This window comes from Cryobacterium sp. PAMC25264, from assembly GCF_019443325.1.
GTDB lineage: Bacteria > Actinomycetota > Actinomycetes > Actinomycetales > Microbacteriaceae > Cryobacterium.
On the sequence record NZ_CP080383.1, the window covers coordinates 1458572 to 1471048 of the forward strand.

A 12477-nucleotide genomic window follows, 5' to 3' on the forward strand; every position below is an offset into this window, starting at 1 on the left:
GATGGACGAAGCGAGCACAGCAGGAGTGAGCGGAACCGTCGCGGGGCACCGACTGGTACGCCGGATCGGGACCGGGAACCGATCATCGGTCTACCTGGGGGTCACCTTCGGCCCGAGCGGCGAACCACGCACAGCCGCGCTGCAGGTGTTCCACCGTGGCCAGGACGGTGCCGACCTTGACCGGCAGGTACGGGCGCTGCTCACCGTGCCCGCCGGATACCTGTGCCGGCTCATCGATGTGGCGACGACGCCGGACGGCCGGGTCTGCCTTGTGCTGGAGCGGCTACCAGGACCCACGTTGGACCGGGCGCTGGCAGACCAGGGAGCACTGACGGCGGGAGAGGCCGTGACGATCGGGGCCACGGTCACGGCCGCCCTGGGGGCGCTGCACGCCGCAGGGTTCAGCCATCCCGCCATCGGTGCGGCCTGTGTGCGTTTCGACGCCTCCGGCCGCCCGGTGCTGGTGGGGCTGGGCGCGCTCGACGACCTCCCGGCCGGCGGCGGCGGGGCAGCACGGCGTCGGGACGACCTGCTGCGGCTGGCCGGGTTCCTCCGTGGGCTCCTGGACCATCTCGATCCCCGGGATTCGCATACCGGCGGGGCCGCCGCGGTGCTGGCCCGGTTCGAATCTGCAGCGACCGCCCGTCCGCTGCCACCGGACCTGACCGGGCTGGAGGCGGCGCTGTTCGATTGGGCGGCCGCGGTCGCCGTGCGCGGCGTGGGGACGCGGCTGGTTGCCGAGACCGGGGACGAGGTGAGCGAAGCTGTGTCGATCGGGGCTCGGTCGACCGGAGCCGTGCTGACTGGAGCCGTGCTGACCGGAGCCGTGTCGAGCGCCGCCGGGATGCCCAGCGCCGTTGTCGTCCGCCGCGGACCCGAGCGGGCCGGCCGGCCGGCAGGTGCCCGGGGCCCCGCGCCCAGGCTTGTGACCGCGATCGTGGCGGCGCTCGGCGCCGGGCGGGTGAGGCTGCGCAGAGTGCGGCGACCGGTGCTGGTCGGAGTGGGTCTTGCGGTCGTCCTCGGAGCCGGGGGATTGGGTGCGTTGGGCCCGGGCGACGCCGCGCCCGGCGGCGGGCAGTCCGATCTTCCGTCTCACGCCCGCTCGGAGGTGCCCTCCGACGCGGCCGCCAACGCGACGGGCCACGACGTTGATGCCCCGGCCGTGCCGACGGATTCGGTGCCGACGGACTCGGTGCCGACCAACTCCCTGCTGGCAGACGATCCTGCTGCGGCGACGCTGACCCTGCTGGCGCTGCGAGACCGGTGTCTGGCGGACGCCTCGGTGCTGTGCCTCGACTCCGTCGACCAGGCCGGTTCCGTCGCCAGCGCCGCAGACGTCTACACGGTCCGGCTGGGGCGGCCGGAACCCCCGGCCGATTGGGGTGGGCCGCGGGGTTCGACGGCGCCGTTCACCGCCAGCGTGCAGGAGCGAACGGGGAATTCGGCGCTCGTGCTGCTCACGCCGGTGCCGGATGCGGCCGGCTCCGAGGTCGTGGAAACAAGACAACCGGCCTCGGCCCTGGTGATCAGGGGCGAGGCCGGTTGGCGGTTACGCGAACTCTTCGATTGGTGAATCGAACCGTTCAGGTGGGGTGTTAGATGCCCAGGTTCGCCTCGAAGGCTCCGGCTTCCAGACGTGCCTTCATCGTGGTGAGGAAGCGCGAGGCGTCCGCTCCGTCGATGATGCGGTGGTCGTAGGAGAGCGCCAGGAACACCGTCGAACGGATCGCGATGGAGTCCAGGCCCTTGTCGGTCACGACGATGGGCTTCTTGTAGACCACGCCGGTTCCGAGGATGGCGCTCTGCGGCAGGAAGACCACCGGGGTGTCGAACAGTGCGCCGCGCGAACCGGTGTTGGTCAGCGTGAACGTGCCACCGGACAGTTCGTCGGGCTTGAGCTTGTTGTCGCGGGTGCGGGCGGCCAGGTCGGCGATCTGGGCGGCGAAGCCGGCCAGATCGAGTTCCCCGGCGTCGCGGATGACCGGCGTCAGCAGTCCACGCTCGGTGTCCACGGCGATGCTCATGTTCTCCTGGGGCGGGTACACGATCGAGGTGCCGTCAACGGTGGCGTTGATGATCGGGTTGGCCTTCAGGGCCTCGGCCGCGGCCAGGGCGAAGAACGGGAGGAAGGACAGCTTGTTGCCGGTCTTCTCGTGGAAAGAGACCTTGACCTTGTCGCGCAGCATCGCGACCCGGGTCACGTCCACCTCTACCACGGTCGTGAGCTGTGCGGTCTGCTGCATCGAGGCAACGGCCCGCTCGGCGACAACCTTGCGCAGACGCGACATCGGCTGAGTGGTGCCGCGCAGCGGCGAGACCTCGACGGCGACGGCCGACTCGGCGGGAGCCGCCTGGGCCGGCGCCTTGGCGTTCTCGATGTCCTGCTTGCGGATGCGTCCGCCCACACCGGTGCCGGTGATGGTGGACAGGTCGACGCCGGCTTCGTTGGCGAGCTTGCGCACGATGGGCGTGACGTAGCCGCTGGTGCCGGCGTGCGCGCCGCGGGCGGGCTCGGCGGCGGGTGCGGCGGGTGCTGCTGCGGGTGCGGGTGCCGCGGGTGCTGCAGGGGCGGCTGCGACGGGGGCAGGTGCTGCGGGTGCTGCGGGCGGCGCCTCGACGACGGCCGGAGCCGGCGGGGTTGCCGCGGCAGCCTCGGCGGGGGCGGGGGCCTCCGTGGAGGGGACCTCTGCGGCGGCAGGCGCTGCTTCGGCCTCGGGGGCGGGGGACTCGTAGCCGCCCTGGGCTGCAGCGGGAGCCGCGGCCTGGGGTGCGGCGGCCTGCGGAGCGGCGGGCGCCTCCTGCTGGGGAGCCTCGGCGGCCGGTGCCGCAGCAGCGGATCCGTCGCCGATGGTCACGAGGGGGTTCCGACCTCGACGGTCTCGTCTTCCTGAACCAGGATGGCTTCGATGACGCCGGCGATCGGGGATGGGATCTCGGTGTCGACCTTGTCGGTCGATACCTCGAGCAGCGGTTCGTCGACTTCGACGCGGTCTCCCACGTTCTTGAGCCAGCGGGTGACCGTACCCTCTGTGACACTCTCACCGAGTGCCGGGAGGTTGACGGATTCGCTCATGCGTTTGTCTCCTTTGAAACCATTAATGTCTGACCAATGTTAGTGACGTTCTCTGTGCCCGAAGCGGGCTACATGGCGTGCAGCGGCTTGCCGGCCAGGGCCAGGAAGGCCTCGCCGAGCGCTTCGTTCTGGGTGGGGTGGGCATGCAGCAGCGGAGCGAGGTCCTCCGGGTACGCTTCCCAGTTCACGATCAGCTGGCCTTCACCGATCAGCTCGCCGACGCGGGCGCCGATCATGTGGATGCCGAGAATGGGGCCATCGACTTCGCGGACGACCTTGATCGAGCCGGCGGTGCCCAGGATCGAGCTCTTGCCGTTGCCGCCCAGGCTGTACTCGTAGCTGGAGACCTTGTCGGCGCCGAACTTGGCGGCGGCCTTGGCCTCGGTGTAGCCGACGGATGCGATCTCAGGGTCGCAGTAGGTGACCTTAGGGATGTTCAGGTCGTCCACGACGATCGGGGACAGGCCCGCGATCTCCTCGGCGACGAAGATGCCCTGCTGGAAGCCGCGGTGCGCGAGCTGGAGGCCGGGGACGATGTCGCCGACGGCGTAGACGCCGGGGATGTTGGTGGCGAGGCGCTCGTCGGTGAGGACGAAACCGCGGTCCATGGTGATGCCGGCCTCTTCGAAGCCGAGCCCTGCGGTCGAGGGGCCACGGCCGACGGCGACGAGGAGCAGCTCGGCCTCGATGGTGGTGCCGTTCTCGAGGGTGACGACGACGCCGGAGTCGTCCTGGGTGACCGACTGGAACCGGACGCCGAGGGAGAACTCGATGCCGCGCTTGCGGAAGGCCCGCTCGAGCTGCTTGGAGACGGATTCCTCTTCGTTCGGGGCCAGGTGCGGCAGCGCCTCGATGATGGTCACGTCGGCGCCGAAGGACTTCCAGACACTGGCGAACTCGACGCCGATGACGCCGCCGCCCAGCACGGCGACCTTCTTCGGCACGTAGGTCAGCTCGAGGGCCTGCTCGCTCGTGATGACGCGGCCTTCGACGGCCAGTCCGGGCAGCGAACGGGAGTAGGAACCGGTGGCCAGAACCACGTTCTTGCCGACGATGGTGTCCTCGCCGACCTGGACGGTCGTGGGGGACACCAAACGGCCCTCGCCGGAGATGACGGTGATGCCGCGGGCCTTGATCAGCCCCTGCAGTCCGCGGAATTTGCTGGCGACGATGCCCTCACGGAACGCCGTGACGGCCGCCATGTCGATGCCTTCGAACGACGTCGTGACGCCGTACTTGGCCGACTCGCGGCTGACGTCGGCGACCTCGGCGGAGTGCAGCAGGGCCTTGGTCGGGATGCAACCGACGTGCAGGCAGGTACCGCCGAGCTTGTCTTTCTCGATCAGGCCCACGGTCAGGCCGAGCTGGACGGCGCGCAAAGCGGCCGCATAGCCGCCGCTGCCGCCACCGAGAACTACAAGGTCAAAATTCTGTTCAGACACCCAGATACTCCCTCGTGCATCACATACACTTTCACGGCCTGCCAGCGCAATTATGCTGCGCGGACAGGCGTTGAACGGCAAGGATTTTCCTGCCTATACGACTGTACTACGGGCGTGAAAAGTCCTCGGCCAGTCGCAACAGGGTTCGAACGGTGACTCCGGTGGGCCCGGGGGCCGTGAAGCCGAGGCCGCCGCCGACCAGCTGAGCGCTGCCGGCGATGTCCAGGTGTGCCCAGGGGATGGTCCGGGCGTTCTCGCCCTCGCCCACAGAGCCGATGAATTCGCGCAGGAACACGGCCGCCAGGAGCATGCCGCCGCCCGTGTTGCCGATCTTGGCGTTGGCGATGTCGGCGACGTCGGAATTCAGCAGGGCCCGCAATTCCTCGGGCATCGGCATCGGCCAGGCCAGTTCTCCCTCCGAGGTACTGGCGGCGAGGACCTGCGCCACGAGGTCGTCATCGCCGAGTACGGCGGAGTACCGCGTGCCGAGGGCCACGACGGCGGCGCCCGTGAGCGTGGCGACGTCGATGATCGCATCGGGCTCTTCCTCGCCGGCCGCGACAAGGCCGTCGGCCAGGACCAGGCGGCCCTCTGCGTCGGTGTTGAGCACCTCGACCGTGCGTCCGCCGCGGATGCTCAGCACGTCGTTGGGGCGGATGGCCGACCCTGACGGCATATTCTCCGCGATGCAGAGCCACGCCGTGATGCGCACGTTGAGGTTCAAGCGCGCGGCGGCGAGCGTGACGGCCAGCACCGTGGCCGCGCCGGTCATGTCGTATTTCATGCCCACCATCGATGCCGGCGGCTTGAGCGAGAGTCCGCCGGTGTCGAAGGTGATGCCCTTGCCGACGAGGGCCAGGTGCTTGGCCGCGCCGGCCGGGGCGTAGCTGACCTTGACCAGACGGGGCGGGCGGGTCGAGCCCTGCCCGACACCGGCGATCCCGCCGAAGCCGTCGGCGACGAGCTGGTCTTCGTCCCACACCGTCAGGGTGACGGGCAGTCCCTCGGCCGCGGCCTGGGCCAGAGCGGTCAGGGATTCGGGGTAGAGGTCGAGCGGGGGAGTGTTGACGAGGTCTTTCACGAGGCTCACGGCCCCGGCGACGACGTCCGCTCGGTCGGTGGCGCCGGAGGCAGCCTGGTCGGTGTGCACGGTGATGTCACCGGTGGGCAGGCTGGTGCCGGCCAGGGACGCCTTGCGGTAGGTCGTGAAGGAGTACCCGCCGAGAGCCGCACCCTCCAGGACCGCCGCGGCCTGCTCGGCATCGGCCAGCGGAAGGGCGAACGCCACGGTGGCCGCGCCGGTGAGCTGGCGTACGGCCGACCCGGCCGCATACCGCAGTGAATCGGGCGTGATGACAGAGCCGAGACCGACGACCGCGATGCTGCGAGCGCTGCCGACGACAGGGGCGAAACGCACAACCTGGTCCTTGGCGCCGGAGACGCCGACGGCCGTGAACTGGTCGGCGAGGGGTGCGAAGGAGGCGTCGGCGAACAGGGTGGGACCGTCCTTGCCCTGGACGGCGCCGACGACGATGACGTCGGCGGTGGATTCGATCGCGGGCTGTGCGGACACTGAAATGCGGGGAACGGTCATGCCTCGATGCTACGGGGCCCGGTGTTCGCTCTGGGCACCACGCCGAGCGCCGGGATTCTCGGACGGCGGGCAAAAACCCCGAATAGAGTTAACGAATGCGCGATCCCGATGAAATCTACACGCTCACTGCGGACGCCGCCGGCGTCCCCGAAGGGCTGCATCTTGTCGCGGGCCTGACCGGCTTCACCGACGCAGGCGGTGCCGTCTCGCAATTCACGGAGTACCTGCTCGCGACCCTGGAGCACACGGTCATCGCGGAGTTCGACGCGGATTTGCTCCTGGACTACCGGGCCCGCCGCCCCATCATCTACTTCGATCAGGACCACCTCACCGACTACCGGCCGCCCAGGCTGCGGCTGTACCTGGCCCGGGACGAGATCGGTCAACCATTCCTGCTGCTGGCCGGCTTCGAACCCGACTTCCGCTGGGAGCAGTTCACAGCCGCCGTGCTGGAGCTGGTCAGCCGGTTCACGGTGTCGTCGACGACCTGGGTGAACGCGATTCCCATGCCCGTGCCGCATACCCGGCCGATCGGCGTGACGGTGAGCGGAAACCGCACCGATCTCATCGAGAGCATGTCGGTCTGGCGTCCGCACACCCAGGTGCCCGCGAACGCCCTGCACCTGGTCGAGTTCCGGCTTCAGGAGATGGGGGCCTGGGCGATCGGCTATGTCCTCCTGATCCCGCACTACCTCGCGGACACCGAGTTCCCCTCGGCGGCACTGTCCGCCCTGGAGAGCACCAGCGCCTCCACCGGCCTGATCTTTCCGACCGACTCGCTCCGGGAGAAGAACCGTGAATTCGTCGCCCGGATCGACGAGCAGGTCGGCGACAATCCCGAACTGGCCAAGCTTGTCGGCACCCTCGAAGAGCGTTACGACGCCTATATGGAGGGGAACACCCTGCGGTCCCCGTTGACCGACGAAGACGGGGCGCTGCCCACGGCCGACGAGATCGCGGCCGAGCTGGAGAAGTTCCTCGCGACCCGCCGCGGCCGCGACGACGGCCAACCCGGCTGATCCTCCCGACTAGATTGGGGGGAGTGAACTCTCGTCGATCCTGGTTGATCTTTTCCTTCGGGTCGTTCGTCTACCTCTCGGCCGTCATGCAGCGCACGTCGCTCGGCATCGCAGGCGTGTCGGCCACCGAACGATTCGGGGGCTCGGCCGCCGTCCTGTCCAGCCTCGCCGTGGTGCAGCTGATCGTCTATGCGGCGGCGCAGATCCCGGTCGGGGTTCTGATCGACCGGTTCGGCCCACGTGTGCTGATGCTCTCCGGAACCATCCTGATGGTCGCGGGGCAGTTGACTCTGGCATTCGCGCCGTCGATCACCATTGCGGTGGTGGGACGGATGCTGGTGGGGGCGGGCGACGCCACCATCTTCATCTCCATGATCCGGTTGATCACCTCCTGGTTCAGCGGAAGGATCGTGCCGCAACTGTCGCAGTGGTTCGGCAACATCGGCCAGCTCGGCCAGGTGCTCTCGGCCGTTCCGCTGGCCTGGATCCTGCACAGCTGGGGGTGGACGCCGGCATTCCTCGTTGCCACCCTGGTGGCCTTCACGGCGTTCGTCGTCGTGGTCGTGGCCATCCGGGACCGGCCGGCGGGGTCCGCCGACCAGGCCCGGCCCGGCACCTGGGGCAGCGCTCTCACTCAGCTTCGGCACAGTTTCAGCCGGCCGGGAACCCAGCTCGGGTTCTGGTCGCACTTCGTCACCCAGTCCTCCGGAGCCGTTTTCACCCTGCTCTGGGGCTTCCCCTTCATGGTCTACGGACTGGGTTACGAGTCGGGGATGGCCGCGGCCATGCTGACCATCCCGGTCGCGGCGGGCATCCTCTGCGGCCCGGTGCTCGGGGTGCTCACGGCTCGCCATCCGCTGCGTCGGAGCAACATCGTGCTCGGTATCGTGTCGGCCATGGGCACGGCCTGGGCGCTGGTGCTCCTGTGGCCCGTCGAGCCGCCCTTCCCGCTCGTGGTGCTCCTGCTGATCGTTCTGGGCATCGGCGGTCCTGGCTCCCTGATCGGATTCGACTTCGCTCGCACCTTCAACCCCCAACGCAGCCTGGGGTCGGCCAACGGGGTTGTGAACGTGGGTGGTTTTCTCGCCAGCTTCGTGATGATGTTCCTGATCGGCGTGCTCCTCGACCTTCAGGACGGGTGGCGGCTGGCCCAGGGCGGCACCAGCGACCTGTACGCGCTGAACTCGTTCCGGATCGCCTTCGCGGTGCAGTTCCTGGTGATCGGCGCGGGAGTGGTGATGCTCGTCACGACCCGCAAGCGCACCAGGCGGGTGCTCTCGCGCGATGAGGGAATAGAAGTGGCCCCGCTCTGGGTTGAACTTTCACGACGGATGCGTCGGCGCGGGCGCGGTCAGTGATGTCGCGTGGCTCGGTTTATACACAATCCGTGCAATAATTGTCAATAGGACCCGTTCTGGTTCCTGGGCACACCGGCTGATCGTTGGCTGCATTCCCGGGGACTTGACATGGGTCCTAGTACTGCCCAAAAACGTACTTCCACAAACGTACTGCCCACCACCCCGCCTGGTGCGTACCCGGTCCGCGCCGAGCGACCGGGTGAGCGGGGGCAGCGCCGCACGCGCACGAACTACGGCATGAGAGGTGTTCGCATGGCAACCCCAACGAAGACAGAGCCCGAATTGAAGACCACAGAGACCACGCCGGTCGACGCAGCAGCCGTCGACGCCGCGCCCCGCACGGCCGCCCAGAAGGCCGCAGCGACCCGCGCGGCCAAGGCCGCCGCAGCCGCCGACGGCACCGCAACGCCCGAGAAGGCCGCCCCGCGCAAGCGTGCCGCCAGCACGAAGACCAAGGCGGCCGCCGCCGGTAAGAAGAAGGACGGCGACTCCGACGCCGGCGACGACGAGGTCGTGGTTCCCGGGGACGAGCACGACACCGACGACGAGGAGAACAGCGACGGTTCCGCCAAGCGCGTGGCCCCCGCCGAGCCGCTCCCCAGCGGTGCGCTCGTGCTCTCGCTCGTGGACGACGAGGATGAGGTGCCGGTGTACTCCAGCGCCATCACCGGCGCCACGGCCGACCCCGTCAAGGACTACCTCAAGCAGATCGGCAAGGTCGCGCTGCTCAACGCAGCGGAAGAGGTCGAGCTGGCGATGCGTATCGAGGCCGGTCTCTTCGCCGAGGACAAGCTCGCGCAGATGACGGATGCCGAGAAGAAGAGCGCCCTCGGCCGCGAACTGCAGTGGGTCGCCAAGGACGGCGCCCGGGCCAAGAGCCACCTGCTCGGCGCCAACCTGCGTCTCGTCGTCTCCCTGGCCAAGCGGTACACGGGTCGAGGGATGCAGTTCCTCGACCTGATCCAGGAAGGCAACCTGGGCCTGATCCGTGCGGTCGAGAAGTTCGACTACACCAAGGGCTTCAAGTTCTCCACTTACGCCACCTGGTGGATCCGTCAGGCGATCACCCGCGCCATGGCCGACCAGGCCCGCACCATCCGTATCCCCGTGCACATGGTCGAGGTCATCAACAAGCTCGCCCGCGTACAGCGCCAGATGCTTCAGGACCTGGGCCGCGAGCCCACACCGGAGGAGTTGAGCCGCGAGCTCGACATGACCCCGGAGAAGGTCGTCGAGGTGCAGAAGTACGGTCGCGAGCCGATCTCGCTGCACACCCCGCTCGGCGAGGACGGCGACAGCGAATTCGGAGACCTCATCGAGGACACTGAAGCCGTCGTGCCGGCCGACGCCGTTGGCTTCACCATGCTGCAGAAGCAGCTCGAGAGCCTGCTCGACTCGCTGTCCGAGCGTGAGGCCGGCGTGATCCGCATGCGCTTCGGTCTCGGTGACGGCATGCCCAAGACCCTCGACCAGATCGGCGACACGTTCGGGGTCACCCGGGAACGTATCCGCCAGATCGAATCGAAGACCATGGCCAAGCTGCGCCACCCGTCCCGGTCGCAGTCCCTGCGCGACTACCTCGAGTAGAAGTTGCCTGTGCGGTACGCGCCGGCGATCCTCCTCGGGAGGGTCGCGCGGACGCTCGCGCGCTGGCGGAAGCCCGGTGGGGGTTCCGCCGTCCCCGGCCTGGTCGTGAATACGATCGCGCCGGGGTTCCTGCCGCGCACGCTGAACTCCTTCCCTCAGGGGCTGGTCATCGTGACCGGCTCCAGCGGCAAGTCCACCACGACGAAGATGCTCGTCGCTGCTCTCCGGGCGCACGGCTCCGACGTCTTCACGAACCCGTCCACGGCCAACATCAGCCAGGGCCTCACCTCGGCCCTGCTCGAGCAGGTCAGCCTGACGGGCCGTATCGCCGGCGACATCGCGGTGCTGGAGATGGACGAGGGCCACGGTGCCCTCATCTCCGGTTCGCTGCAGCCCCGCGTCGTGGTGCTCACCAACGTGATGGTCGACCAGATCGACCGGTTCCACGATTCCGACATGGTCGCGGCGATGCTCGCCAAGATCGCCGCGCGTGCCACCGGCACCGTCGTGATCAACGCCGACGACCGGTACCTCGTCGACATCGGTGACGCCATCCGCCCACCCGTGTCGGTGGGGCGCTACGGCGTGACCGAGGCCGTCCTCGCCGCCAACCCACGCGGGCTCGGCTACGCGGCCACGGCCGCCACCCGGTTGAACGAGGACGGCGGCATGCTGTTGACCGCGGTCGACGGCCGGGACGCCCGCGTGCGGGTCGACGGTACGGTCCTGGCGGTCCGGCTGCCCGCGCGAGGTACGCACTACGCCGTGGATGCGCTGACGGCGTTGGCCGCGGCCCGCGCTGCTCTCGGGACGGGCTTCGATGCCGCACGTGCCACCGCCGCGATCTCCGGCATCGCGCCGGTGTTCGGTCGCGGTGAAGTGGTCAGCGTGCGCGGCACGAGCGTCGAATTCATCCTCGTGCAGAACCCGGCCAGCTTCCAGCTCAACGTCGACAGCCTGGCCCCCGGAACCGAGCAGATCCTCGTCGCCGTCGGCTCCGACGTGCGCGACCCGTCCTACCTGTGGCCGGCCGACACCTCGGGTCTCGGCCACGTGCTCATCGCGTCGGGGTCCAAGGCCCACGACATCGCGTTGCAGCTCGTCTACGACGGCGTCACGGTCGACCGGGTCGAACCCGATCTCGGCCGGGCACTGGACGATTTCCTCGCGTTGCCTGAACCGGCCACGGGGATGAAGACCATCATTTTCTCGGCCGACTCCATGCGCCGCACCCGCGCGCATCTGGGCCTGGCCACCAACGAAGCGGACCCCTCATGACAGTGGACCAGTCGGCCTCTCTCACTATCGTGACGCTGCTCCCGCGCCTGCTCGACACCAACGGCGATGCCGCGAACGCGCGGGTGCTCGCGCAGCGGGCTCGCTGGGCCGGGCTGCAGGCGATCGTCGTGCCCGTGCACACCCCGGCCGACGTTCCGCCCGTTGTGGACCTCGTGGTGATCGGGTCGGGAACGGACACGGACCTCGGCGGCGTCAGGGATGCCCTGCAGCCGCTCTCGGCTGCCCTGCGCGGCTGGTTGGCCGCCGGGGTTCCCGTTCTGGCCGTCGGCACCGGCTGGGAACTGCTCAGCGACGGAGTGGACCTGCCCGGCGGCGGCGCAGTGGACGGTCTCGCCCTCGTGCGGGGCCGTGCGACGGCCCGGCCGGCTCGCGCCACCGACGACCTCGTCGTGGCCACAGGCCCGGAGCGACTGATCGGGTTCGAAAATCACGCGCGCGGGTATGCGAACGCCGCTGCGGCACTGGGGTCGGTGCTCTCGGGCACTGGGAACGGCGACGGCACGGAGGGAACGCGCGAAGGCAGCTTCATCGGTACCCACCTGCACGGGCCGGTCCTGGCGCGCAACCCCGTGCTGGCAGACAGTCTGCTGGGCGCGGCGTGCGCCGCCAGGGGGATCACTCTGAACCCATCCGCTCATACCGCGACTGTCGATGACATGGCAAAAGCCGCACGCAACCAGGTTGCAGTGCGGCTTAGCCTCGCCTCAGAGTAGGACTCGCCAGAGCGAGTCCGACTCTAGGACTTCTGGTCTTCGAAGAGCCGGCTCGACTCGTCGTGCCAGCTTTCGGCGATCGCGGCGAGCTTCTCCTGGTGCTTGCGACCATGGTGGGCGCAGAAGAGCAACTCGCTGTTATTCACGACTACACGGATGTAGGCCTGAGCGCCACAAGCGTCGCAGCGGTCGGCCGCGGTGAGCTGGTGGGGGGCGCCCTGTTGGTCGACGGCACCATTTTCGGTGGCGATCTGGGACATATTCTCCTCCTCCAGACTGATACCAGGTGATACCAATTGAATCCTTACTGACCATGTAAACACGGCCGGGCCCGGATTGGGCCACAGTTGGGTGACATTTCGCTCACCGCGTAGCATTCACGCGGCGTACCG

At 68.8% G+C, this 12477-nt stretch carries 9 protein-coding genes and 1 pseudogene; 6 read left to right on the top strand and 4 right to left on the bottom strand.

Annotated elements, in window-relative coordinates:
• Position 1: 1 nt before the first annotated feature.
• Positions 2-1573 (top strand): hypothetical protein, encoded by a 1572-nt coding sequence (locus KY500_RS06690; RefSeq protein WP_219902851.1) that lies wholly within the window; start codon positions 2-4, stop codon positions 1571-1573.
• Positions 1574-1595: 22 nt separating this feature from the next.
• Here the strand turns inward: KY500_RS06690 and sucB are convergent.
• The 3 genes and pseudogenes from sucB to KY500_RS06705 form a co-directional block, all read right to left on the bottom strand.
• A pseudogene (gene sucB, locus KY500_RS06695) lies at positions 1596-3073 on the bottom strand (2-oxoglutarate dehydrogenase, E2 component, dihydrolipoamide succinyltransferase).
• 68 nt (positions 3074-3141) lie between these two features.
• A complete protein-coding gene (gene lpdA / locus KY500_RS06700) occupies positions 3142-4515 on the bottom strand; it encodes a dihydrolipoyl dehydrogenase (protein ID WP_219902852.1) in 1374 nt (457 codons plus the stop codon).
• Positions 4516-4621: 106 nt separating this feature from the next.
• A complete protein-coding gene (locus tag KY500_RS06705; RefSeq protein WP_219902853.1) occupies positions 4622-6109 on the bottom strand; it encodes a leucyl aminopeptidase in 1488 nt (495 codons plus the stop codon).
• 95 nt (positions 6110-6204) lie between these two features.
• Between KY500_RS06705 and KY500_RS06710 the strand changes: the two genes are divergently transcribed.
• The 5 genes from KY500_RS06710 (at position 6205) to KY500_RS06730 (ending at position 12085) form a co-directional block, all read left to right on the top strand.
• Positions 6205-7128 carry a proteasome assembly chaperone family protein gene (locus KY500_RS06710; protein WP_219902854.1) on the top strand — a complete coding sequence of 308 codons (924 nt, stop codon included), beginning with the start codon at positions 6205-6207 and terminating at the stop codon, positions 7126-7128.
• Between the two features lie 23 nt (positions 7129-7151).
• Positions 7152-8486: a nitrate/nitrite transporter gene (locus KY500_RS06715; RefSeq protein WP_219902855.1), complete on the top strand. Its 1335-nt coding sequence runs from the start codon at positions 7152-7154 to the stop codon at positions 8484-8486.
• 252 nt (positions 8487-8738) lie between these two features.
• Entirely contained in the window at positions 8739-10073 is a 1335-nt protein-coding gene (locus KY500_RS06720) for an RNA polymerase sigma factor (protein WP_255579854.1), read from the top strand.
• 105 nt (positions 10074-10178) lie between these two features.
• Complete coding sequence (locus KY500_RS06725; protein WP_219902857.1) at positions 10179-11351, top strand: MurT ligase domain-containing protein; 1173 nt, start codon at positions 10179-10181, stop codon at positions 11349-11351.
• The gene (locus KY500_RS06730; protein ID WP_219902858.1) at positions 11348-12085 is read left to right on the top strand and encodes a type 1 glutamine amidotransferase; all 738 of its coding nucleotides are present in this window, start codon (positions 11348-11350) and stop codon (positions 12083-12085) included. The genes KY500_RS06725 and KY500_RS06730 overlap by 4 nt, the downstream gene beginning before the upstream one ends.
• Positions 12086-12108: 23 nt before the next feature.
• On the opposite strand, the gene KY500_RS06735 is transcribed toward KY500_RS06730, so the two are convergent.
• Positions 12109-12345, bottom strand: a complete 237-nt coding sequence (locus tag KY500_RS06735; protein ID WP_066595309.1) for a hypothetical protein — start codon at positions 12343-12345, stop codon at positions 12109-12111.
• Positions 12346-12477 lie beyond the last annotated feature (132 nt).

What these genes read in the sequence shown, in the direction of transcription:
- KY500_RS06690 (WP_219902851.1), top strand. Translation starts at nt 2, where the DNA reads ATGGACGAAGCGAGCACAGCAGGAGTGAGCGGAACCGTCGCGGGGCAC.
- KY500_RS06705 (WP_219902853.1), bottom strand. Translation starts at nt 6,109, where the DNA reads ATGACCGTTCCCCGCATTTCAGTGTCCGCACAGCCCGCGATCGAATCC.
- KY500_RS06710 (WP_219902854.1), top strand. Translation starts at nt 6,205, where the DNA reads ATGCGCGATCCCGATGAAATCTACACGCTCACTGCGGACGCCGCCGGC.
- KY500_RS06720 (WP_255579854.1), top strand. Translation starts at nt 8,739, where the DNA reads ATGGCAACCCCAACGAAGACAGAGCCCGAATTGAAGACCACAGAGACC.
- KY500_RS06730 (WP_219902858.1), top strand. Translation starts at nt 11,348, where the DNA reads ATGACAGTGGACCAGTCGGCCTCTCTCACTATCGTGACGCTGCTCCCG.
- KY500_RS06735 (WP_066595309.1), bottom strand. Translation starts at nt 12,345, where the DNA reads ATGTCCCAGATCGCCACCGAAAATGGTGCCGTCGACCAACAGGGCGCC.